The following is a 22,159-nucleotide window of genomic DNA, read 5'->3' as shown; positions in this document are numbered from 1 at the left end:
GTGCGTTGAATTCCGCCAAAGCGGGGAGAATATGTGTCCTTTGGAGAACAAGGGATCTGGAGGCGCCTTGCGCGAACTTTTGCAAGCTTTCTCATCACGCTGCTCGCAGATCGAAGAGGCAATTCGTCTTGGTGACGATCGGCGCGTTGCAACTCTTGACCGCGGTCTCGATCTTTTGGTCGAGGTCATTGTGGGCCATCAGGCCGCCAACCTGATGGAGATGTACGCGCAGCTTCAGTTTGTCGGCTATCTGCTGCAGCAGGATGCCGATGATGCTGCCAGTGTCAGCCATCACTCAACCGTGCTCCTATCGCTTTTGGAGCGTTATTTCGGCGCGCTTCCGCGTGCCGATTTCGCCTTGCCGCGGGCTTTGCCTCAACCTGCACCGAAAGCCGGTGTGCCCGACGTCGACATCGGGAATTTTCTGAATTCGGCAATTCTCGAGACGCTTCCGGATCGTGTCGCCGTGCTCACGCGCGACTACCGCTATCTTTATTCCAATACGCTGAACTGTGCGTATCTCGGGCAAACGCCGATCGACATGATCGGCCGCCATGTCATGGAATTCATCGGCGAGGAACAGTTCGTTGCACAAGCGAAAGCCAACTTCGACGCCTGCTTTGCGGGGCAGCATGTCGAATACCACTATGAACAGCGCGGTGAAAGCAGGCGCACGCGTTGCCGCATGTCGCCGTTGCGCGATCTGTCCGGGCAGGTTCTAGGTGCGCTTGTCGTACTGGAAGCTGTCGGTGCGGCAGCGATCTCCACAATCGCTGCCTAGGTTCCCGCCTTAAGTCTTGCTCCATACGGCAAGTTCATAGGCGTCCTTGTCAAGAAAATGAAAGCGTCGGCCGCCGGGAAAGGCGGTGATCGGCTTTACGATCTTGCCTCCGGCGTGTTCGACCTTCTCCAGCGCTTCCTCAAGTTTGTCGGCGTAGAGGATCACAAGCGGGCCACCACCCGGGCGCGGCGGTTGGTTGTTTGTGAAGCCGCCCGTCAGGCGGCCGTCATTGAATTCGCAATAGCTGGGGCCGTAGTCGGTGAAACTCCAACCGAATGCGCGACCATAGAAGGCCTTCGCCGCGGCTATGTCGGCGACGTTGAATTCAATGTAGTCGATCTTCAGGTCGTCTCCTTTTTCCATCGCTTACATCTCCATCAGTGATTTCAAGGCGCCGAGGTCCTTCTGCACATGGGCGGCATCAGCGGCGAACTGGTCGTCCGTCATGCCCGGCTGTTTCAACATCATGAACATCACCTCGCAGCCGTCGCCGTTCGGCACGATTCGCAGCGCGTTGTAGACCCGTAGTCCGCTTTCGATCGTTACCGTATGGTCGATGATGCCGAATTCGTTGTGGGGGACGAAGCTCACTCGCACCGTTCCGAGAGGACCGTGCGCGATCCAGTCGCTTCCTTCCGGTTCCAGGCCGGAAGCCAGCCCCGAGGCCCACAGCGACATGTTTTCCGGCTTGCCGGCAAAGTCGTAGACCTCCTTCCAGTACCGATTGATCGAGCAGTGAAGAATTTTGGCAGGCATGGTGCTCATCGGATTTTCCTTGGTGTTCCCTCTGCCGACAATAGCAGACAGGAAGGCCCCTGTTGAAGGAAACGGCCGCTCAGCCTTTGAACTGCGCCTGCCGAACTGATCGGCCTCCTTCCAGACTTGCCGTTTTTCCCGGAGAGTGCCACAACACCGATCCAAAATGACTCATCGGAGGTGTATCGTGGAAAAGGCAGAAATCGGGCTGATCGGCCTTGCCGTCATGGGTTCCAACCTGGCACTCAACATCGCGGAAAAAGGCAACAAGATCGCAGTCTTTAACCGCACGCCCGAAAAGACGGACGAATTCTACGAAAGCGCCGGTGAGCTCAAAAAGCAGATCGTCCCCTGCAAGACCATCGAGGAATTCGTTGAGGCCATCCGCCCGCCGCGTCCGATCATCATCATGATCAAGGCGGGCGAGGCTGTCGACCAACAGATGGAAGCGCTGCGGCCGCATCTTTCCAGAGGCGACATCATGATCGATGCCGGCAATGCCAATTTCCGTGACACGATCGCCCGTTTCGACCGCCTCAAGGATACCGAGCTGACCTTCATCGGCATGGGAGTTTCCGGCGGTGAAGAAGGCGCCCGCCACGGCCCGTCGATTATGGTCGGCGGTACCGAAGACTCCTGGAAGCGCGTGGAGAAGGTTCTGACCTCGATTGCCGCCAAGTACAACGGCGATCCCTGCGTCGCCTGGCTCGGCAACGATGGTGCCGGTCACTTCGTCAAGACGATCCACAACGGCATCGAATATGCCGACATGCAGATGATAGCCGAAATCTACGGCATCCTGCGCGACGGCCTCGGCAAGAGCGCCGGCGAGATCAGCAAGATCTTCGGCGAATGGAACAAGGGCCGCCTGAATTCCTACCTCATCGAAATCTCAGAAAGGGTGCTGGCGGCGAACGATCCTGTGTCCGGCGGCCCGATGGTCGACATGATCCTCGACAAGGCTGGCCAGAAGGGGACCGGCAAGTGGTCAGCGATCGAAGCGCAGAACATGGGCATTCCGGCGACCGCTATCGAAGCTGCCGTTGCGGCCCGCAGCATTTCCTCGATGAAGGGCCAGCGCGAAGCCGCCGAGAGGATCTTCGGCACGCCGAAATATGATTTCCCGATCCCCTACAGCCAGGACCTCGACAAGGATCTGGAACTGGCGTTGTTTGCCGCCAAGATCGGCGCCTATGCGCAAGGCTTTGCCGTGATGGCGGAAGCTTCCCGCGAGTTCAACTGGTCTCTGCCGATGCCGGTGATCGCCAAGATCTGGCGAGCCGGCTGCATCATTCGTTCACAGTTCCTGGACGAAATCACCAGCGCCTTCACCAAGGCGCCGGATTCGGCAAACCTCATCGTCACGCCGGCGTTCTCGGAAATGGTCAAGGAATCGATCCCATCGCTTCGCCGCGTCGTTGCAGCAGCACTTGCCGCCGGCCTGCCGGTTCCAGCACTCACCTCGGCGCTTACCTATTTCGACGCCTATCGCCAGGGCCGCGGCACGGCCAACCTCATCCAGGCCCAGCGCGACTTCTTTGGCGCCCACGGTTTCGACCGCCTCGACGGCAAGGATTTCCACCATGGTCCGTGGGGCAGCGGCGCTTCGACGTTCTGAGGTATCAATCGAACATGCAAAAGCCCGATTTCGAACGGGCTTTTTTATTGTGAGCAGATCGATGCAGGATCAGTGGCCCGCGCACCGGCTCCTATCTTCGATCGTCCGGCCAGACCGGCTTGCTGATGCTCTGCAGCAGTTCCGGCTCAATGCCATCGATGCGGGCGATGACGGCCTTGGCCAGTTCGCGGCCGGCGTGGCGAACATCCTCGTTGGCCGTGATGATTTCCGGCCTGATCCAGTTTAGAATCGGCGCGGACTGTTTGGAAACCATGTCGACATCGTAGCCGACGCGCTTGCTTGTCGCCTCGATGCCGGCATTGACGGCAATAGCGGCACTTCCTGCCGAACAGACGATGCCGTCGGGTGCATTCGGCACGCGCATCATCGCTTCGACCGCGGTCTTGACCTCCTCCAGCGGCGTATCGGTGTTGACGCGCAGCGGGACTTCCTCGGCGCCATAATCGTGAAGGCCGGTTTGGAAGCCGATCCTCGTATGGGCATAGTAAGTGAGCTTGCTTGCCGGCTGAAGCAGGGCGATGCGCCTGCGGCCGCGCTCGACGAGTCTCTTGACCGCCTCGTGCGCGAAGGATTCGTTGTCGAAATCGTGGTAGGGATGAACCAGTCCCGCATCGGTCCGGCCATGCGTGGCGAAGGGCATGTTCTGCTCAGCGAGCAGTCGCACGCGCGGATCGTCGGGCTCGATGCGCGAAATAATGACGCCGTCTGCAGAGCCGGTGTCCAGGATGTAGCGCACCGGCAGCATCGGGTCCTTGCTGTGCGAGTGCGGTGTCACGACGATGTGGTAGGGCGTGCCGGTCAGCACTTCGGAAATGCCGAAGACCATCTGGCTCGAGAAGCCCATGATTTCTTCATCGATGGAAAGGACGAGCGCAATGACATTGGTCTTGCCGGTCCTGAGGCGTACGCCGGCGCGATTTGGCTGGTAGCCGAGCTGGCGGGCGACCATACGCACGCGCTCCTTGGTCTCCGCGCCGATATCCGGTGCATCCTTGAGTGCGCGCGAAACCGTGGTGATGCCCAAGCCCGTCATGAAGGCGATTGTCTTCAGTGTCGGCCGTTCGCGCTGGATGGCTGCTGCCGCTCCCCCCGAATTTCCCTTGTTTTCCATCCCTTTATGTCACCTTCGCGCGATTTCGGTCCGCTTATAGAATGTTTTCTGCCAAGCCGTAAGCATATTCGCCGCTGAAAAGTAATCCTCCTCGAAGTTGTTAAATCTGTAACGATACAGTTCAAATGTCGAGCACTTTTTATCCCGGCTACAATCTCACTGGACGCCTGGGTTGACTCGCGATTTCAAGCTCTGACCCTTTTCACTTGCAAATCCCGTTTCCTGGGGTGGCGTCGGCATAGTTGAAAAATAATGTCTAATATCAGTGCGTTCGGATGATACTTGTCACGAAATATTGAATTCTCAGCGCAACGCCACATCTCGCGAAAGTGTGGAACAAGAACAGGCATGGATAGCAATGGCGAGTTTTGCATAGAAATTTGACGGCGGGCTGTTGCGCCAAAATGTCGATTGCACTAAGTTTTTCCGGCAACGTTTCAGTGAGGGAGGAGAACTCATGAATTTTCGTTCGATGGCGGCTGTGCTTGCTGCTTCTGTCGTGCTGCCGCTTGGCGCGGCCAACGCGACTGATCTCGAGGTCACCCATTGGTGGACATCCGGCGGCGAAGCCGCTGCGGTCAAGGTCCTTGCCGACAGCTTCAATGCGAGTGGCAACAACAAGTGGGTCGATGGCGCTATTGCCGGCTCCGGCACCACCGCCAACCCGATCATCATTAGCCGAATTCTCGGCGGCAACCCGATGGGCGCTACCCAGATGAACACCGGCCGCGACGCCGAGGAGCTCATCAAGGCAGGCCTGATGACGGATCTGACGCCACTTGCCGAGCAGGAGCATTGGAAAGATGTCATCCGTCCGGCCAAGCTGCTCGACGCCTGCGTTTATGAAGGCAAGATTTATTGCGTGCCGATCAACATCCACTCCTGGCAGTGGATGTGGCTCAACCGCCACGTCTTCGAAGACAATGGCATGGCTGTTCCAAAAAACTGGGACGAGCTCGCAGCCAATGCTCCGAAGCTGAAGGAAAAGGGCATCACGCCGCTCGCCACCGGCGCCCCGTGGCAGGTCGAAGGCATCCGCAACGTCATGCAGGCCGGCATTGGCGGCAAAGACCTCTACTTGCAGATCAACGACAAGAAGAGCGAAGAGGCCGTTCGCAGCGATCAGAACAAGAAGGTCTGGACCGCATTCGCCCAGGCCCGCGACATGGTCGATCCGGCTTACTCCGGCCGCGACTGGAACGTTGCCACCAACATGGTGATCGAGGGCAAGGCTGCCGCTCAAATCATGGGCGACTGGGCGCAGGGTGAATTCGCCGTCGCGAAGAAGGTCGCCGGCGTCGACTACGATTGCCTGCCGGGTCTCGGCTTCAATGCGCAGCTCGATACGGGCGGCGACGCCTTCTATTTCCCGAAGAACAGCAATCCAGAAATTACCAAGGCGCAGCTTGAACTCGCCAAGATGCTTCTTTCCAAGGAAGTTCAGGTCAAGTTCAATCTGGTCAAGGGTTCGCTTCCGGTTCGCGGCGACGTCGATCTCGAAGCCGCAAACGCCTGCATGAAGAAGGGAATCGAAATCCTGTCGGACCTTAACAACGTTCTGCCTTCGACCGAGCAGATGCTCGATTCCGATACTCAGGGTCAGCTGCAGGATCTCGCGCTCGAATTCTTCAGCTCCAAGATGTCTGTGGACGATGCGATCGATCGTCAGGCCGACATCATCTCGCAGGCCCAGTAAGGCCACAGAGGCTCTCGTACTTGAGACGGTTTTATGGGCGCGCGAGCGGACAGCTATCCAGTCTGGTCGCGCTCCTGACCGCCAACAGGAGGTATTGATGGCTCATGCCGGCCGGCCGTTTGGCCTATTGCGCAACCTCAATGCGAAGGTCGCAGCAATCCCTATGATGCTGACCGTCATCGTGATTTTCATCGGTTGCACGCTCTGGACCGTATTCTACTCGTTCACGTCATCGCGGCTGCTGCCGACGAGCGATTTCGTGGGCTTTGATCAGTACAGCCGGCTCTTCGGTAATTCACGGTGGAACCAGTCGCTTCTCAATCTTGCCACCTACGGCGTCTGCGTCCTGACATTCGTCTTCATCATCGGCTTCGTGCTGGCTGTTCTCATCGACCAGAAGATCAGGTTCGAGAACACCTTCCGCACGATCTTTCTCTACCCGTTCGCCTTGTCGTTCATCGTGACGGGGCTCGTCTGGCAGTGGATTCTCGACCCCGGCCTCGGCGTGCCGAAGGTTTTGAACGATCTCGGCCTTCCGGGAGGCAGCCTCGCGCTGCTCGGCGACAAGAACACCGTCATCTATGCGCTCGTCATCGCCGGCCTGTGGCAGGGGACGGGGCTGGTCATGGTGTTGATGCTTGCCGGTCTGCGCGGCATCGATTCCGAAATCTGGAAGGCGGCGCGCGTCGACGGCATTCCGGCGTGGCGCACATACCTGTTCATCATCATTCCGATGATGCGCGGCGTCTTCGTCACCACGCTGGTGATCGTCGCTTCCGGCATCGTGCGCGTCTATGACCTAGTCGTCGCGATGACGCAGGGCGGACCCGGATTTGCTTCGGAAGTGCCTGCCAAATACGTCTATTCGTTCATGTTCGAGCGCGCCAATCTCGGGCAGGGCCTCGCGGCTTCGACTGTGATGCTCGTCACCGTCTTCATCATCCTGGTTCCGTGGGCTCTCGCCGAGTTCCGCCAGAAGCGATCCTGAGGGAGCACGATCATGGCCATAGCCACCACCACCAACAACATCGCCGGCGTCGTCGAGCCGGCAGGCGCAAGACCTCGTCGCATGTTCGCGCCTTCGACCATAATCCTCTACAGCATCCTTACTGTCGCCGCGCTTTATTATCTCCTACCGCTCTACGTGATGGTCGTGACCTCCCTCAAGGACATGACAGAAATCCGCATGGGCAACATCTTCGCTCCGCCGGTGCAGATCACCTTCGAGCCCTGGGTCAAGGCATGGAGTCAGGCCTGTACGGGCCTTGATTGCTCCGGCATCAGCGTCGGCTTCTGGAAATCGGTCAAGATCACCATTCCGAGCGTCATTATTTCCGTGGCGATTGCCTCGGTGAATGGCTACGGCCTGTCCTACTGGCGTTTCAAAGGTTCGGAAGTCTTCTTTACGATCCTGCTTTTCGGCGCTTTCATACCCTATCAGGTCATGCTCTATCCGCTCGTCATCATCATGCGCGAGCTCGGCATCTTCTCGACGATCTGGGCCGTCGTCCTGGTTCACACGATCTTCGGCATGCCGATCAACACGCTGCTTTTTCGAAATTATTTCGCATCGCTGCCCCCCGAACTCTTCAAGGCTGCGCGTGTGGATGGGGCAGGGTTCTGGCAGGTGTTCTTCCGCATCATGCTGCCGATGTCGCTGCCGATCTTCGTCGTTTCGATGATCATCCAGATCACGGGCATCTGGAACGACTTCCTGTTCGGCGTGATCTTTGCCGGCAACCAGAATTTCCCGATGACGGTACAGCTCAACAACATCGTCAACGCCGTCCAGGGCGTGAAGGAATACAACGTCAACATGGCTGCAACGCTACTCACCGGCGCGGTGCCGCTTATCGTCTATTTCGTGTCCGGACGTCTCTTCGTCCGCGGTATCGCCGCTGGCGCAGTGAAAGGTTGATCATGAACACAAGCGTTTCCATCAAGGATCTGTCGCTGAATTTCGGCGCCGTCAGCGTCCTCAAGGATCTGAACCTCGACATTAACGACGGCGAATTCCTGGTCCTGCTCGGCTCGTCCGGCTGCGGCAAGTCCACGCTGCTCAACTGCATCGCCGGGTTGCTTGATGCATCCGCGGGACAGATCTTCATCAAGGGCAAGAACGTTACCTGGGAAGAGCCCAAGGATCGCGGCATCGGTATGGTGTTCCAGTCCTATGCGCTCTATCCGCAGATGAGCGTCGAAAAGAACCTGTCCTTCGGACTTCGGGTTGCAAAGGTGCCGCAGGCCGAGATCGACAAGCGCGTGGCGCGCGCCTCCGAGATCCTGCAGATCCAGCCGCTCTTGAAGCGCAGGCCCGCCGAACTGTCCGGGGGCCAGCGCCAGCGCGTGGCAATCGGCCGCGCCCTCGTGCGTGATGTCGATGTGTTCCTGTTCGACGAGCCGCTGTCCAATCTCGATGCCAAGCTGCGTTCGGAACTGCGTGTGGAGATCAAGCGCCTGCACCAGTCGCTGAAAAACACGATGATCTACGTCACCCACGATCAGATCGAGGCGCTGACGCTGGCAGACCGCATCGCGATCATGAAAAGCGGCATCATTCAGCAGCTCGACGATCCGACGACCATCTACAACAGGCCGCGCAATCTCTTTGTCGCTGGCTTCATCGGCTCGCCATCGATGAACTTCCTGCACGGCGAATTGACCAAGAACAGCGACAAGACGGTCTTCAGATCAAACGGCGTCAGCTTCTCGCTCGAAGGCTATGACGCGGCTCAACCGTTGCAGTCGGGCCGCAAGGTGGTGCTCGGCGTGCGCCCGGAGCACATCAAGGTCGATGAAAATCTCGGCCCCGAAGTGCATGATGCGACCGTCGACATCGAGGAGCCGATGGGGGCCGACAACCTCCTCTGGCTGAAGCACGCCGGCCACACGATGTCGGTGCGCATCAACGGCGCGCGTCGATTCAAGGTGGGAACACCGGTGAAGCTCAGCTTCGACATGTCGCTGGCATCGCTCTTCGATGCTGCGACGGAGGAGAGAATTTAGGAGACGGCGAGCGTGCGGTGGGCGAGGGAGGTACCCTCATGCCTGTCGGCTCCTTCTGCCCACAGACAGCCGCAGCGCCTTCCCGATCGCAACGCTGCGCTCGGCAAACTTCCTCTTCTCGCGGGCGGGGTGAGGGATAGGGTGAGGGGCAGAAAGTGCTCCTGGGCGAGCGAGGGCATTCCTCGTTCCAATGTTCGAGATCAGAAAATGACCACGTCCAACACTTCGTCCATCGATCTTTCCGGCTCCTGGCGACTTGCCTCCGCTGAAGGCGATGTCACCACATCGATCACGCTTCCGGGCGACGTCCATACGGCGCTTCACGCTGCAAGGCTCATTGCGGATCCGTATTTCGGCCGCAATGAAGAGCAGGTGCAGTGGGTCGCGCATCGAGATTGGGTGCTCGAGCGAGCCTTCCAGCTCGAGGATGCCGAAGGCGACTGGTATCTCGACATCGATTACCTCGATACCGTTGCCACGGTCTTCGTCAACGGGTTCGCAGTGCTCTCGGCCGACAATTGCTTTCGCCGCTACCGGCCAGACGTTTCGAGCATGCTGAAGGCAGGCGAAAACACGATTCGCGTCGTGCTGCATTCGAGCATTGCCGCGGGCGCAGAGCGGCAGGGCAGGCAGCCTTTCTACGTACCCTATCACCAGGGCAACTCGCCGATCGCCAACGGCAATATGCTGCGCAAGCCGCAATGCCATTTCGGCTGGGACTGGAACATCGCGATCGCACCGCTCGGGCTTTACGGCAAGATCGCATTGAAGAAGCTCGAGACTGCGCGCATCGAGCACGTCACGACGCGCCAGGGGCATAGCCTTAACGGCAGCGTCGAACTGCAGGTTACAGCAACGCTCTTTGCGAAGGAGCCGGGCATCGTGCCGATGCATTTCGCGCTCGACGGTGAGCGTGTTCGACTGGATGTCGGTGTCAATGCCGGCGAGACGGTGGTCAATCATATCTTTTATGTCGAGAAACCGCGCCTCTGGTGGCCCTCCGGCAGCGGCGAGCAGGCGCTTTATGCGCTGACCGTCGATTTGCCGTCCGAAGTGGTGACAAAGCAGATCGGCCTTCGTACCGTCGAACTCGTTACCACGCCGGATGCGGCCGGAAGCCGCTTCGCTTTCAGGGTCAACGACCGCGAAATCTTCTGCCGCGGTGCGAACTGGATTCCGGCGGATGCACTGTTTTCGCTGTCGTCGGAAGAGAAGACGGAGGACCTGTTGCAGTCGGCAAAAGCTGCGAACATGAACATGATCCGCGTGTGGGGTGGGGGCTTTTACGAGCACGACTGGTTCTATGACCTGTGCGACCGGCTCGGCCTCATGGTCTGGCAGGATTCCATGTTTGCCTGCAACCTCTACCCCTCGACAGAAGACTTCCTCGACAATGTCGCGCTCGAAGTCGACTACCAGGTCAAGCGGCTCGCCTCGCATCCTTCGATCGCACTCTGGTGCGGCGACAACGAACTGGTCGGTGCGCTCACCTGGTTCGACGAGCCGAAGAGAGACCGCGACCGCTATCTCGTCTCCTATGATCGACTGAACCGCACGATCGAGCAGGCGATGAAGAAGGCGGCTCCAGGTGCGATCTGGTGGCCGTCGAGCCCGTCCTCCGGCTATCTTGATTTCGGTGACGCCTGGCACGCCGATGGCTCCGGCGACATGCACTACTGGTCGGTCTGGCACGAAAACAAGTCGTTCGACAATTATCGCTCGGTGCGGCCGCGTTTCTGCTCCGAATTCGGTTTCCAGTCCTATACCTCTATGCCGGTCATCAAGACCTATGCCGACCACAAGGACATGAACGTCGCGTCGCCGGTGATGGAGTTGCATCAGAAGAATGCCGGCGGCAATGAGCGAATCGCGGGCACGATGTTCCGCTACTTTCGCTTCCCCAAGGACTTTGCGAATTTCGTTTATCTCAGCCAGATCCAGCAGGGACTGGCGATCAAGACGGCGGTGGAATACTGGCGGTCGCTCAAGCCCCATTGCATGGGCACGATCTACTGGCAGCTCAACGACACCTGGCCGGTCGCGTCCTGGTCGAGCCTCGACTACGGCGGGCGCTGGAAGGCGATGCACTATCTCGTCAAGCGCTTCTTCCAGCCGGTCGCCGTGGCCGCCATTCCGTCGGAGGACGGCAAAACGATCCGTTTCTCGCTGGTCAACGACACGCTTTCGCAGGTCAGCGCCGATCTTTCGATTTCCGTTGTGACGATGAAGGGCGAGCGCAAGCACCTGAAGGACGCCCAAGCGGTCTGCACGCCGGAGGCTGCCGTGACGGCAACGGCGATCGATGTCTCGGATATCCCCGAGGGTACGCTGCTTGCCTGGCGCTTCACGGCGTCAAACGGCATGGGCGGTGAGGGGCACTACGCCCACGGCACCTACAAGGCACTCGAATTGGAGCCTGCCGGTCTCCAGGTGACCCGCGAATATGCTGAGGAAGACGGCTCGGTTTGCCTCAATGTCACCGCCAGGGGACTGGCGCTGTTCGTGATGATCGAGACCGAGACCGACGGCAAATACTCCGACAATGTCTTCGATCTGGCAGCTGGCGAAACCCGGCGCATCCTCTTCACCCCGGCAAAGCCGCTCCAAGACGGCGAGCTTCCGGAGTTCCGATTCTACGACCTGCATTCCTGCCAGTCGGCAGATTGATTTTGAGAAAGGGCACGAGGCCCGAGGAGAAAGTGATGACGAAACTGAGTTTCCAGCTTTATAGCGCCCGCAATTTCCAGCCCTATTCGGCAATCTTCGAAAAGCTCGGCAGGGCCGGTTATTCGGAGGTCGAAGGCTTCGGCGGTATCTACGCCGACCTCGACGACGCTGATTTGAAGGGCCTGCGCGCCGATCTCGACAAGAACGGCCTCACGATGGCAACGGGCCATTTCAGCCCGGATTTCCTTGACGGCGAAGTCGAGAAATCGCTGAACATCGCAAAGACGCTCGGCATGGATTCGATCTACGCGCCGCACCTTGCCGCCGACCAGCGTCCGGCGGACGGCGCCGGCTGGCTTGCGTTTGGCAAGCGCCTGCAGGAAATGGCCAAGCCCTATAAGGACGCCGGCTACGAATTCGGCTGGCACAATCACGACTTCGAATTCGTGAAGCTTGCCGACGGCTCGCTGCCGATCGAGCGCATCTTCGAAGGTGCGCCCGACATTTCGTGGGAAGCCGATATCGCCTGGGTCGTCCGCGGTGGAGCCGACCCGTTCGCCTGGATCGACAAGCTCGGCTCGCGCATCACTGCCGTACACGTCAAGGACATCGCGCCGGCCGGCGAGAACAAGGACGAGGACGGCTGGGCCGACGTGGGTCACGGCACGCTTGCCTGGCCGAAGCTGATCGCGGCGCTCGAGGGCACCAGGGTCAAGCACTTCGTCGTCGAGCACGACAATCCGCGCGACATCGATCGCCTGATCACCCGCTCGATCGCATCCTTCAAGACCTACTGAGGCAGACCATGACCAAGGAACTTGGCGTCGGCATCATCGGATGCGGCAACATCTCCACCACTTACCTTTCGCTCACGCCCCTCTTCAAGGGCCTGAAAATCCTGGCCTGCGCCGACATCAATGTGCAGGCAGCCGAGCTTCGCGCCAAGGAATTCGGCGTTACCGCGCAGACCATCGAGCAGCTTCTTGCCAATGAGGAGATCGACGTCGTTGTGAACCTCACCATCCCTGACGCGCATTATCCGGTCTCGAAGGCGGCGCTGGAGGCTGGCAAGCACGTCTTCTCCGAAAAGCCGCTCGTGCTGACGCTGGAACAGGGCGAGGATCTGCGGCGCATCGCCAAGGAGAAGAAGCTCTCCGTCGGCTGCGCGCCGGACACCTTTCTCGGCGGTGCGCACCAGCTTGCCCGCAAATATGTGGACGAGGGCGGCATCGGGCGCATCACCTCCGGCGCCTGCTATGTCATGGGGCCGGGCATGGAGATGTGGCATCCGAACCCGGACTTCTTCTTCCTGCCGGGCGGGGGTCCCATCCTCGACATGGGACCGTACTACATCGCCAACCTCATCAATTTCATCGGCCCGGTCAAGCGCGTCGGCGCGATCACCTCGATGGCTTCGGAGACACGCACAATCACCAGCCAGCCACGCCACGGCGAGACGATTCCGGTCAAGACGCCGACGACGGTCCAGGCACTGCTTGAATTCGTCAGCGGTGCGACGGTGACGTTGACGGCGAGCTGGGATGTCTGGTCGCACCGCCATGCCAACATGGAGCTCTACGGCACCGATGGCACCCTTTTCGTGCCGGACCCGAATTTCTTCGGCGGCGTCGTCGAGGCCAGCGGCCGCGACAAGGACATCAAGCCGCTTGAAGCGTGGGAACATCCCTTCGGCAAGTTCAACCAGGACAGCCCGCAGGGCCCGCGCGCCAACTACCGCACGGCAGGTCTTGCCGATATGGTCGCGGCGCTGATCGAAGGCCGCGATGCCCGCTGCTCTCTGGAGCGCACGCTGCATGGCGTCGACGTCATGACTTCGATCCTGAAATCGGGCGAGGAGGGGAGGTTCGTGGAACTCACGACGACCTGCACACAGCCCGCCGCGCTTGGCATCGAAGAGGCTCAGGCACTCTTGAAGTAGGCCTCCAAAGGGATATTTTTCGCGCGGGCTTTTCCCGCCCGCGCGCACTCTTCCAAAGGATCAGTACGATGAGCTGGCAACCGGCTTCCGACCGCTATTCGAAGATGAAGTACAACCGCACGGGCCACTCCGGCCTGAGGCTTCCTGCCGTCTCCCTCGGTCTCTGGCACAATTTCGGCGGTGACACGCCGCATGATCGCAAGATCGACATGTGCCGCACTGCCTTCGATCTCGGCATCACTCACTTCGACCTTGCAAATAATTACGGCCCGCCTCCAGGTTCGGCCGAAACCGCCTTCGGCGAAATCCTTCGCACCGAATTCGCAGGCCTGCGGGACGAACTCATCGTCTCGTCGAAGGCAGGCTACGATATGTGGCCGGGTCCTTATGGCGAGTGGGGTAGCCGCAAGTATCTGATCGCTTCCTGCGACCAGAGCCTGAAGCGGATGGGCCTCAACTACGTCGATATCTTCTATTCTCACCGGTTCGATCCGGATACGCCTCTCGAAGAGACGTGCGGCGCGCTCGACTATATCGTGCGCTCCGGCCGGGCGCTCTATGTCGGCATCTCCTCTTACAATTCCCAGCGCACCCAGGAGGCAGCCGCGATCCTCAAGGATCTCGGTACGCCGTGCCTCATCCACCAGCCAAGCTATTCCATGCTCAACCGCTGGGTTGAGGACGACAAGCTGCTCGACACGCTGGACAAGGTCGGTATGGGATCGATCGTCTTTTCACCGCTGGCGCAGGGCATGTTGACGACCAAGTATCTCGCCGGCATCCCGGAAGACAGCCGTGCGGCGCTAAACCACTTTCTGAAGCGGGATTTCATCCGCCCGTCGATCGTCGAAAACATCCGCAAGCTGAATAGCATCGCCGAACGCCGCGGACAGACGCTAGCGCAGATGGCTATCGCATGGGTATTGCGCGGCGGCCGGGTGACGTCGGCGCTGATCGGCGCCAGCCGCTCATCGCAGATCGTCGATTGCGTCAAGGCGCTCGACAATCTTGAGTTTACGGCGGATGAGCTGAAAGAGATCGACGTCTATGCCCGTGGGGCCGACGTCAATCTCTGGGCGAAATCGGCAGAGCGAGAATAAGCGCAAGAACGCCCGGCCATAACTGCCGGGGCGTTTCTCATTCAGTCTGATGTACGTGCCGCAGTCTGCGGCTATCCGGAGGAGCAGCCGTTATGATCCGCAACCCCGTTCTGCCGGGCTTCAATCCCGATCCGTCTATCTGCCGCGTCGGCGACGATTATTACATCGCGACATCGACCTTCGAATGGTATCCGGGCGTGCAGATCCATCATTCGCGCGATCTGGTGAACTGGACACTGGTGCGCCGTCCGCTGGAGCGCCAATCGCAGCTCGACATGCGCGGCAATCCTGATAGCTGCGGCGTATGGGCGCCGTGTCTTTCCTATGCCGATGGGCAGTTCTGGCTGGTGTATACAGACGTCAAGCGCTTCGACGGCAACTTCAAGGACGCGCACAACTACATTGTCACCTCGCCGACAATCGAGGCCCGCTGGTCTGATCCGGTCTACGTCAACTCCTCCGGTTTCGACCCCTCGCTCTTCCATGACGACGATGGCCGCAAGTGGTTTCTCAACATGCAGTGGAACCACCGCACGGAAAGCTATGGCGGTGCGCCCAAGCATCCAGCCTTCGATGGCATCCTGCTGCAGGAATGGGATCCGGTGACGAAGGCGCTGAAGGGTCCGATCAGAAACATTTTCGCCGGCAGCCCGCTCGGCCTCGTCGAGGGCCCGCATCTCTTCAAGCGCAACGGCTACTATTATCTAACGACCGCCGAAGGCGGCACGGGCTATGATCATGCGGTCACCATGGCGCGTTCGCGCAACATTGCCGGTTCCTACGAGATGCATCCGAATATCCATCTCATCACTTCCAAGGACAATCCGGAAGCCGTTCTGCAGCGGGCAGGGCACGGGCAGTATGTCGAGACGCCCGATGGGCAAGTCTATCACACCCATCTCTGCGGGCGGCCGCTCCCGCCGAAGCGCCGCTGCACGCTTGGCCGCGAAACCAATCTCCAGAAATGCGTGTGGAAGGCGGACGACTGGCTCTACCTCGAAAACGGCACGACGGTGCCCGATGTCGAAGTTCCGGGTCCCAAGGGTGCAGTTAGCACCGAAAAACCCATTCGCACCGAATACAGTTTCGATGGCGGCACGTTACCTGCGGATTTCCAGTGGCTGCGCACGCCGAAGCCGCAGCGCATCTTCGATCTCACGGCGCGCCCCGGCCATCTGCGCCTCATCGCCCGCGAAAGCATCGGCTCATGGTTCGAGCAGGCGCTCGTCGCCCGCCGCCAGGAGCATCACAGTTTCCGCGCCGAGACTGTTGTGGAGTTCGACCCGGACACCTACCAGCAGGTCGCCGGCCTGACGCATTACTACAATCGCCACAAGTTGCATGCCATAGGCGTGACGCTGCACGAGAAACTCGGCCGCTGCGTCACCATCCTTTCCTGCAACGGGGATTATCCAAACGGTCGACTGAGCTTTCCGGCTGGCAGCGGCGTCGCCCTTCCAGCGGAAGGCCGCGTGCAGCTTTCCATGGAAATCCGCGACAACGACCTGCAGTTCTTCTGGCAGACGGAAGGAAAGGGCGCCTGGCAGCCGATCGGCGCGGTTCTCGATGCCGGCGTCGTCTCCGACGAGGGTGGCCGCGGAGAGCACGGCTCCTTCACCGGTGCCTTCGCCGGCGTCTTCGCCTTCGACACATCGGGCCGCGCCAAGACAGCCGATTTCGACTGGTTCAGTTATGAAGAGCTTTGAAAATGGCTATCGTGATCGAACCGATCGCCGTGCGACACATCGAGAGCTATCACCAGGCTCTCGACGTTGTTTCGCGTGAGCGAAGGTATCTCACCTTCCTTGAGGCTCCTCCGCTCGAAGGCACACGGGAATTCGTGCTCGACATGATCGAGAACAAGCATCCGCAATTTGTCGCCGTGAGGGACGGTGAAGTCGTGGGGTGGTGCGATATCCGGCGACATTCCTTTCCGTCGCATGCCCACCGGGGATCGCTCGGCATGGGCATCATCTCTGCCCATCGCGGACAGGGCATCGGCTCGCGCCTCATGGAGACAACGCTCAAGCAGGCAAGGGAATACAACATCATACGGGTGGAGCTCAGCGTCCATGCCGACAACGCCCGCGCAATCCGTCTTTACGAGAAGGCTGGCTTCGTCAGCGAGGGCGTGAGCAAGGACGCCGTTCGGATCGACGGCCGCTATATCGACGTCGTCAACATGGCTTTGATCTTCAGCGAGGCTTGAAATGCGGATCAAAAAGCGAAACTAATATATAAGAATAAACTTGCAAGTGGCGGTTTTTATTAGAAAAGTTTAATTTTATCTTCAGCTTTGGTTCACCTTCGTGAAATTAGCTTCGGCGTGCAAACATGAGGTTCACCCGATGAAGAAGATATTCACAACTCTGCTTTCCGTTTCCTTCCTGATTACGCCGATTGCTTTGGCATGAGGACCCATGGCTGAGCGAACGACGCATGATTGCCTGGGAGCCGATCTTTGTCAGCCGGTCGATGCGGCAGTGAAGACCGCCAACTGAGCGGCGAAAGCACGCTTGTATGCGGGCCGCGCTTCACCGCGGGCGACATAGGCGAAAAGGTTCGGATATTCCTCCAGTATACCGGATCCTTTCAACCTGAGCAGCACCGACACCATCAGAAGGTCACCGGCGCTGAACTCGCCGTCCAGCCAGGCGGCATCGCCAAGACGACTGGAAAGGCCGCCCAGCCGCTTCCGAATGCTGTCTTCGAGCACACGCAGACGTTGCTCGTACCAAGGCTCGTCGCGCTCGAGAATCTTGGAGAGGGCGCGGTCGAAGATCGGCGTTTCGACCGTATTGAGCGCCGCGAACATCCATGTGATCGCCCGTGCCCGGGCATTCGCATCGTCTGGCAGCAAACCTGCATGGCACTCCGCGATATGGAACACGATTGCCCCCGACTCGAACAGGGCGAGATCGCCTTCTTCATAGGTCGGGATCTGCCCGAAAGGATGTAGCGCGAGATGCGCGGGTTTCTTCAACGCTTTAAACGAAAGCAGGCGAACTTCGTAAGGCTCGCCAACTTCTTCGAGCGCCCAGCGAACGCGCATGTCGCGCGCCAGTCCCTTGCCTCTATCGGGCGACCGTTCAAAGGCCGTAATCGTAATAGTCATCGCTGTTCTCCACGTCTGGTGTCTTGAAGACGAGTGGCTCGACGAGAATCCGACATCCCATGTCTGCGCGCGGTCGCCGTTACAACGCAAATACGGGCTTTTTTGAAGATTTTCTGGCCCGGATGTGCGAAAGTCGCAAAACGGCACGCAAACAGGGCGGCGGCAAGATGTCGTTTTCTCAATCCAGGATTTGCAAGGGCTGCTGGCAGCAGATGCGTCTCCCGGTGCCCTTGCACGGACTGGCTTCCATTCCCTTCCGCGCCTTCGGCATACGGCCGAGCCGGATGAATCCGAACACCTGCACGATTTGCGAACTTATGTTCACGCGCGTGATGAAAGCCCGCAAGATTAATGTTGATGTATCCGTACTTTTTGCAGATCTGAGAGGCTATACGACGCTTTCGCAGTCGCTGTCGGCAGATATTGTCTCCTCGCTGCTGGATGATTTCTACGATGAATGCGCCACAGCAATTTGGGAATATGACGGCCTTCTCAACAAGACGGTCGGGGACGCCATCATGGCTATATTCAACTTTCCGATCCACCACCAGGACCACGCCGCACGTGCTGTGCTCGCTGCCCGGGAGATTCAGCGCCGCTGCCAGTTGCGTCGTGAACGTCACATCGCTGAAGGTGCCGGCCTGGACGGAAGTGAATTCGGTGTTGGTATAGGCATCGATTCCGGCGAGGCCAGCTTCGGAGAGTTCGGCCGATCGCATCGCGATCTGACTGCGATTGGAACTGTTGTGAATACGGCTGCTCGCGCGCAGTCGGTTGCTGACGCAGGGCGGATTCTCGTCACCAAGGCCGTTTGCGAGCGGGCGCAGAGCCAAACGGCCGACAGCAAAGGTCGGGCATATCGCTTGAAGGGCTTTGAGAAGCCGATTGCGCTTTACTCGATCTGAAAACCGTTGAATGCCGCGTCCTTGAGATTGAGGGCCGGGCGCGATTTCTCAGGCGGCTTTCCGTTTCCAACGCAGCTTTTGCGCGGCAGATAGCAGTATCTTCCCTGGCGAGACTCCCCGGGACGCAGCCTCATTGTCCGTGGGTTCGCTCAGTCCCTCGATCGGCGGCAACGGTTCACGCTCCTTAAAGATGCAGCGAAGCGGCCTGAGTTCATCGCCGTCATGCTGTGCGCAGTGGCCACCTTGCGAAGAAGGCGAGCATAAACGCTCGCCTTTGCGGCTCAGCTTTCGCGCGAAAGGCAATCCTTCAAGCTGTTGGCGATGCCGCGCATCATTGTGAAATAAAGATCGGGACCTGCCTCCAGCGTTGCTGCCTCCGGGTCGAGCACGCCGGCTTTCGCATTGGTTCCTTCGATGACGACGCCGACCAGGCGCGGCTCGAACTGCGGTTCGGCGAAGACGCAGGTGGCGCTGAGGTCGGCAACCTTTTTGTGGATCTCCGATACGCGCTCGGCGCCGGGCATGTTTTCCGGGCTCACCGTAATGGAGCCAGCGACGCGGACGCCATAACGGTGCTCGAAATACTGATAGGCGTCGTGAAAGACGATGAAAGGCCTGTCCTTCACCGGGGCAATGATGCCGGTAATTTCCTGGTCGAGCGCATCGATCTTTCCGTCGAGGGCCTTGGCATTGGCCTGGTAGGTCAGCGCGTTGGCGGGATCGGCGGCCACCAGCGTCGTGGTGATTTGCGCAGCCATGGCCTTGGCGTTCATCGGGTCGAGCCAGAGGTGCGTGTCAAATTCGCCGTGAGCGTGATCGTCTTGCGCATGCGTGTCATGATCGTGCCCGGCCTCTTCATGCTTATGTCCGGCTTCCGCCTCGTCGCCATCACCGTGCGGTTCGAAGGCGCCGCCTTCGCGGAACTTCAGCTTCACGAGGCCTGGCGCATCCTCCAGCTCGGCGATGCTGGCGCCGGAGCCCAGCGATTCCAGCGGCTTTTCGAGGAACGCTTCGAGGCCGGGACCAACCCAGAAGATCACCTTGGCGCTCTGCAGTGCGCTCGCGTCCGACGGCTTGAGATTGTAGGTATGCGGTGAGGCGGGGCCATCGACGATGAGTTCGGGCGTCCCGATGCCCTGCATGATTGCCGAAACCAGCGAATGGATCGGCTTGATCGAGGTTACGACAGCCGGTGCATCCGCCGCCTTGGATGCGCCGGCCAGCAGGACTGCCGAGATCGCCAGGGAAAGGCCGATAGCCATTTTCATGTTCACGCTCCGCTTGAATTCAGTTGTAATGTTATTACATCAATTGCGTAATGCTATAACGTGTGCGATAGCATGAGGCAACAGCACTGTCGGAAAAATGATGTTATCTCCCGCAAACCCTGCTTCGGAGCCGCTGGTCTCTCTCCACAATGTGGGTGTCCGGCGGGATGGCCGCTGGCTCGTCCGGGGCGTGGATTTTTCGATTTCACGCGGCGAGATCGTCACCCTGATCGGCCCGAACGGCTCCGGAAAATCGACAAGCGCCAAGGCGGCGATCGGCATTTTGAAGCCAGATGAGGGCAAGGTGGAGCGAGCAAGCAGCCTCAAGGTCGGCTACGTGCCGCAGAAGCTTGCGATCGACTGGACGCTGCCGCTCACCGTCCGGCGCCTCATGACACTGACCGGCTCGCTTCCCGAAGGCGAGATGATGGCCGCGCTCGAGGCCGCCGGCATGGCTCATATGCTGAATGCCGAGGTGCAGCACCTTTCCGGCGGCGAGTTCCAGCGGGCGCTGATGGCGCGTGCCATCGCCCGCAAGCCCGATCTGCTCGTGCTGGATGAACCGGTTCAGGGCGTCGATTTCTCCGGCGAGATCGCGCTATACGATCTCATCAAGCAGATCCGTAATTCCACCGGCTGCGGAATCCTCTTGATCTCGCATGATCTCCATGTCGTCATGGCGGAGACCGATACGGTCATTTGCCTCAATGGCCATGTCTGCTGCCGTGGCACGCCGGAGACGGTCAGCCAGAGCCCGGAATATGTGCGACTCTTCGGCACCCGTGCGGCAAAGACGCTCGCCGTTTACAGCCACCACCACGACCACACGCATCTGCCGGACGGCCGCGTGCTGCATTCAGATGGTTCGGTGACGGATCATTGCCATCCCGACGACGGCCATCACCACGATCACGATCACTTCGATGACGAGCGCCACCATCATGCGGGAGAGCGCCATGCTTGACGATTTCTTCGTCCGCGCGATCCTTGCCGGTGTCGGCCTGGCGCTCACAACCGGGCCGCTCGGCTGCTTCATCATCTGGCGGCGCATGGCCTATTTCGGCGATACGATCGCTCATTCCGCGCTGCTTGGTGTTGCGCTGTCGCTGCTCTTTGAGTTCAACCTGACGTTAGCCGTCTTTGCTGTTGCGGCGACAGTTTCGATCCTGTTGCTCTTCTTGCAGAAGCGGCAGGCGCTGTCGGCCGATGCGCTGCTCGGCATCTTGTCGCACGCGACGCTGGCGATCGGGCTCGTCATGGTCGCCTTCATGAGTTGGGTGCGCATCGACCTCATCGCCTTCCTTTTCGGCGATATCCTCGCCGTCGCGAAAAGCGATATCGCGTTGATCTGGGGCGGCGGCTTCTTCGTCGTCGCTGCAATCGCCTGGCTCTGGCGTCCGCTGTTGGCGTCGACCGTCAACCCCGAGCTTGCCGAAGCCGAGGGGCTGCAACCGGAACGGGCGAAGCTCTTTTTCATGCTCCTGATGGCGATCGTCATCGCCATTGCCATGAAGATCGTCGGCATAATGCTGATCACGTCGCTGCTGATCATCCCGGCGGCCGCGGCCCGCCGTTTCTCGTCGACACCGGAGTTCATGGCCGTTCTCGCGTCTCTGATCGGTGCTGCCGCCGTCGTCGGCGGCCTGTTCGGCTCGCTCACCTACGATACCCCGTCAGGCCCGTCGATCGTGGTTGCCGCACTCATTCTCTTCATCTTCAGCCTGCTGCCGCGGCTGGGGCGCAAGGAACCGCAAGGACAAGGCTCATGAACGCACCTCAACTGACCAAGAACCAGGCGCTGGTCTTCGACGTGCTGGAAAAGGCCGACGGCCCGCTCAGCGCCTATACCATCCTCGACAAGTTGCGCGACCACGGGTTCCGCGCCCCTCTGCAGGTCTACCGTGCGTTGGAGAAGCTGCTCGAATATGGCGTCGTGCATCGGCTGGAGAGTATCAATTCCTTCGTTGTCTGCGCTCATCCGAACGAGAATTGCCACAGCCACGGCACCGTTGCCTTCGCGATTTGCGAAAGCTGCGGCCATGTTATGGAATTCCACGATCACGACGTCGATAACCGGCTGATGAACTGGACCCGCGGCAAGAAGTTCAAGGCGGAGAAGACGACGATCGAAATCCGCGGTCTTTGCGAGACCTGCGCCGCCTAGTACAATTCCTCG

21 protein-coding genes are annotated in these 22,159 nt (G+C 59.6%); 16 read left to right on the top strand and 5 right to left on the bottom strand.

Annotation, left to right across the window (positions count from 1 at the left end; genetic code table 11):
* Window positions 1-67: 67 nt before the first annotated feature.
* Window positions 68-781 carry a PAS domain-containing protein gene (locus tag AM571_RS11755; RefSeq protein ID WP_074063203.1) on the top strand — a complete coding sequence of 238 codons (714 nt, stop codon included), beginning with the start codon at window positions 68-70 and terminating at the stop codon, window positions 779-781.
* A 9-nt stretch (window positions 782-790) separates the two neighbouring features.
* Here AM571_RS11755 and AM571_RS11750 read toward each other — a convergent pair whose 3' ends face one another.
* Both AM571_RS11750 and AM571_RS11745 read right to left on the bottom strand, forming a co-directional pair.
* Complete coding sequence (locus AM571_RS11750) at window positions 791-1,144, bottom strand: VOC family protein (RefSeq protein WP_074061554.1); 354 nt, start codon at window positions 1,142-1,144, stop codon at window positions 791-793.
* 3 nt (window positions 1,145-1,147) lie between these two features.
* On the bottom strand, window positions 1,148-1,546 hold the full coding sequence (locus tag AM571_RS11745; RefSeq protein WP_074061553.1) for a polyketide cyclase: 399 nt from the start codon (window positions 1,544-1,546) through the stop codon (window positions 1,148-1,150).
* Window positions 1,547-1,703: 157 nt separating this feature from the next.
* Between AM571_RS11745 and gndA the strand changes: the two genes are divergently transcribed.
* Entirely contained in the window at window positions 1,704-3,155 is a 1,452-nt protein-coding gene (gene gndA, locus AM571_RS11740) for an NADP-dependent phosphogluconate dehydrogenase (protein WP_196776272.1), read from the top strand.
* 91 nt (window positions 3,156-3,246) lie between these two features.
* Here the strand turns inward: gndA and AM571_RS11735 are convergent, their stop codons facing one another.
* Window positions 3,247-4,287, bottom strand: coding sequence for a LacI family transcriptional regulator (locus AM571_RS11735; protein ID WP_074061551.1), 1,041 nt, complete (start codon window positions 4,285-4,287; stop codon window positions 3,247-3,249).
* A 457-nt stretch (window positions 4,288-4,744) separates the two neighbouring features.
* Between AM571_RS11735 and AM571_RS11730 the strand changes: the two genes are divergently transcribed.
* The 10 genes from AM571_RS11730 (at window position 4,745) to AM571_RS11685 (ending at window position 16,904) form a co-directional block, all read left to right on the top strand.
* Complete coding sequence (locus AM571_RS11730; RefSeq protein WP_074061550.1) at window positions 4,745-5,983, top strand: ABC transporter substrate-binding protein; 1,239 nt, start codon at window positions 4,745-4,747, stop codon at window positions 5,981-5,983.
* A gap of 97 nt (window positions 5,984-6,080) precedes the next feature.
* Complete coding sequence (locus AM571_RS11725) at window positions 6,081-6,971, top strand: carbohydrate ABC transporter permease (protein ID WP_074061549.1); 891 nt, start codon at window positions 6,081-6,083, stop codon at window positions 6,969-6,971.
* A gap of 12 nt (window positions 6,972-6,983) precedes the next feature.
* A complete protein-coding gene (locus AM571_RS11720) occupies window positions 6,984-7,901 on the top strand; it encodes a carbohydrate ABC transporter permease (protein WP_074061548.1) in 918 nt (305 codons plus the stop codon).
* A gap of 2 nt (window positions 7,902-7,903) precedes the next feature.
* Entirely contained in the window at window positions 7,904-8,989 is a 1,086-nt protein-coding gene (locus AM571_RS11715; RefSeq protein WP_074061547.1) for an ABC transporter ATP-binding protein, read from the top strand.
* 207 nt (window positions 8,990-9,196) lie between these two features.
* The gene (locus AM571_RS11710) at window positions 9,197-11,656 is read left to right on the top strand and encodes a beta-mannosidase (protein ID WP_074061546.1); all 2,460 of its coding nucleotides are present in this window, start codon (window positions 9,197-9,199) and stop codon (window positions 11,654-11,656) included.
* A 35-nt stretch (window positions 11,657-11,691) separates the two neighbouring features.
* Window positions 11,692-12,453: a sugar phosphate isomerase/epimerase family protein gene (locus AM571_RS11705; protein ID WP_074061545.1), complete on the top strand. Its 762-nt coding sequence runs from the start codon at window positions 11,692-11,694 to the stop codon at window positions 12,451-12,453.
* A gap of 8 nt (window positions 12,454-12,461) precedes the next feature.
* Window positions 12,462-13,595 carry a Gfo/Idh/MocA family protein gene (locus AM571_RS11700; RefSeq protein ID WP_074061544.1) on the top strand — a complete coding sequence of 378 codons (1,134 nt, stop codon included), beginning with the start codon at window positions 12,462-12,464 and terminating at the stop codon, window positions 13,593-13,595.
* A 68-nt stretch (window positions 13,596-13,663) separates the two neighbouring features.
* Complete coding sequence (mgrA, locus tag AM571_RS11695; RefSeq protein WP_074061543.1) at window positions 13,664-14,695, top strand: L-glyceraldehyde 3-phosphate reductase; 1,032 nt, start codon at window positions 13,664-13,666, stop codon at window positions 14,693-14,695.
* A 92-nt stretch (window positions 14,696-14,787) separates the two neighbouring features.
* A complete protein-coding gene (locus tag AM571_RS11690; protein ID WP_074061542.1) occupies window positions 14,788-16,401 on the top strand; it encodes a glycoside hydrolase family 43 protein in 1,614 nt (537 codons plus the stop codon).
* Window positions 16,402-16,403: 2 nt separating this feature from the next.
* A complete protein-coding gene (locus tag AM571_RS11685) occupies window positions 16,404-16,904 on the top strand; it encodes a GNAT family N-acetyltransferase (protein WP_074061541.1) in 501 nt (166 codons plus the stop codon).
* Window positions 16,905-17,159: 255 nt separating this feature from the next.
* On the opposite strand, the gene AM571_RS11680 is transcribed toward AM571_RS11685, so the two are convergent.
* A complete protein-coding gene (locus tag AM571_RS11680) occupies window positions 17,160-17,810 on the bottom strand; it encodes a glutathione S-transferase family protein (RefSeq protein ID WP_074061540.1) in 651 nt (216 codons plus the stop codon).
* Between the two features lie 167 nt (window positions 17,811-17,977).
* Between AM571_RS11680 and AM571_RS11675 the strand changes: the two genes are divergently transcribed.
* Window positions 17,978-18,715, top strand: coding sequence for an adenylate/guanylate cyclase domain-containing protein (locus tag AM571_RS11675; RefSeq protein ID WP_074063202.1), 738 nt, complete (start codon window positions 17,978-17,980; stop codon window positions 18,713-18,715).
* 281 nt (window positions 18,716-18,996) lie between these two features.
* On the opposite strand, the gene AM571_RS11670 is transcribed toward AM571_RS11675, so the two are convergent.
* On the bottom strand, window positions 18,997-19,983 hold the full coding sequence (locus tag AM571_RS11670; RefSeq protein ID WP_074061539.1) for a zinc ABC transporter substrate-binding protein: 987 nt from the start codon (window positions 19,981-19,983) through the stop codon (window positions 18,997-18,999).
* 100 nt (window positions 19,984-20,083) lie between these two features.
* Between AM571_RS11670 and znuC the strand changes: the two genes are divergently transcribed.
* From znuC to AM571_RS11655, 3 genes are read left to right on the top strand one after another with little or no spacing between them, the layout of a single operon-like run.
* The gene (znuC, locus tag AM571_RS11665) at window positions 20,084-20,947 is read left to right on the top strand and encodes a zinc ABC transporter ATP-binding protein ZnuC (RefSeq protein WP_074061538.1); all 864 of its coding nucleotides are present in this window, start codon (window positions 20,084-20,086) and stop codon (window positions 20,945-20,947) included.
* Complete coding sequence (gene znuB / locus AM571_RS11660; RefSeq protein ID WP_074061537.1) at window positions 20,940-21,752, top strand: zinc ABC transporter permease subunit ZnuB; 813 nt, start codon at window positions 20,940-20,942, stop codon at window positions 21,750-21,752. The genes znuC and znuB overlap by 8 nt, the downstream gene beginning before the upstream one ends.
* Entirely contained in the window at window positions 21,749-22,147 is a 399-nt protein-coding gene (locus tag AM571_RS11655) for a Fur family transcriptional regulator (protein WP_074061536.1), read from the top strand. Before znuB ends, AM571_RS11655 begins: the two co-directional genes overlap by 4 nt.
* Window positions 22,148-22,159 lie beyond the last annotated feature (12 nt).

It is taken from the genome of Rhizobium etli 8C-3 (assembly GCF_001908375.1).
GTDB classification, from domain to species: Bacteria; Pseudomonadota; Alphaproteobacteria; order Rhizobiales; family Rhizobiaceae; genus Rhizobium; species Rhizobium etli_B.
Note: the sequence above shows the minus strand (reverse complement) of the source record. Positions and strands in the feature narration are given on the sequence as shown.

Bases quoted from the DNA above. Each gene is read 5' to 3' on its own strand.
- AM571_RS11750 (WP_074061554.1), bottom strand. From the start codon at position 1,144: ATGGAAAAAGGAGACGACCTGAAGATCGACTACATTGAATTCAACGTC.
- AM571_RS11745 (WP_074061553.1), bottom strand. From the start codon at position 1,546: ATGAGCACCATGCCTGCCAAAATTCTTCACTGCTCGATCAATCGGTAC.
- gndA (WP_196776272.1), top strand. From the start codon at position 1,704: ATGACTCATCGGAGGTGTATCGTGGAAAAGGCAGAAATCGGGCTGATC.
- AM571_RS11735 (WP_074061551.1), bottom strand. From the start codon at position 4,287: ATGGAAAACAAGGGAAATTCGGGGGGAGCGGCAGCAGCCATCCAGCGC.
- AM571_RS11730 (WP_074061550.1), top strand. From the start codon at position 4,745: ATGAATTTTCGTTCGATGGCGGCTGTGCTTGCTGCTTCTGTCGTGCTG.
- AM571_RS11725 (WP_074061549.1), top strand. From the start codon at position 6,081: ATGGCTCATGCCGGCCGGCCGTTTGGCCTATTGCGCAACCTCAATGCG.
- AM571_RS11720 (WP_074061548.1), top strand. From the start codon at position 6,984: ATGGCCATAGCCACCACCACCAACAACATCGCCGGCGTCGTCGAGCCG.
- AM571_RS11715 (WP_074061547.1), top strand. From the start codon at position 7,904: ATGAACACAAGCGTTTCCATCAAGGATCTGTCGCTGAATTTCGGCGCC.
- AM571_RS11710 (WP_074061546.1), top strand. From the start codon at position 9,197: ATGACCACGTCCAACACTTCGTCCATCGATCTTTCCGGCTCCTGGCGA.
- AM571_RS11705 (WP_074061545.1), top strand. From the start codon at position 11,692: ATGACGAAACTGAGTTTCCAGCTTTATAGCGCCCGCAATTTCCAGCCC.
- AM571_RS11700 (WP_074061544.1), top strand. From the start codon at position 12,462: ATGACCAAGGAACTTGGCGTCGGCATCATCGGATGCGGCAACATCTCC.
- mgrA (WP_074061543.1), top strand. From the start codon at position 13,664: ATGAGCTGGCAACCGGCTTCCGACCGCTATTCGAAGATGAAGTACAAC.
- AM571_RS11690 (WP_074061542.1), top strand. From the start codon at position 14,788: ATGATCCGCAACCCCGTTCTGCCGGGCTTCAATCCCGATCCGTCTATC.
- AM571_RS11685 (WP_074061541.1), top strand. From the start codon at position 16,404: ATGGCTATCGTGATCGAACCGATCGCCGTGCGACACATCGAGAGCTAT.
- AM571_RS11680 (WP_074061540.1), bottom strand. From the start codon at position 17,810: ATGACTATTACGATTACGGCCTTTGAACGGTCGCCCGATAGAGGCAAG.
- AM571_RS11675 (WP_074063202.1), top strand. From the start codon at position 17,978: ATGTCGTTTTCTCAATCCAGGATTTGCAAGGGCTGCTGGCAGCAGATG.
- AM571_RS11670 (WP_074061539.1), bottom strand. From the start codon at position 19,983: ATGAAAATGGCTATCGGCCTTTCCCTGGCGATCTCGGCAGTCCTGCTG.
- znuC (WP_074061538.1), top strand. From the start codon at position 20,084: ATGTTATCTCCCGCAAACCCTGCTTCGGAGCCGCTGGTCTCTCTCCAC.
- znuB (WP_074061537.1), top strand. From the start codon at position 20,940: ATGCTTGACGATTTCTTCGTCCGCGCGATCCTTGCCGGTGTCGGCCTG.
- AM571_RS11655 (WP_074061536.1), top strand. From the start codon at position 21,749: ATGAACGCACCTCAACTGACCAAGAACCAGGCGCTGGTCTTCGACGTG.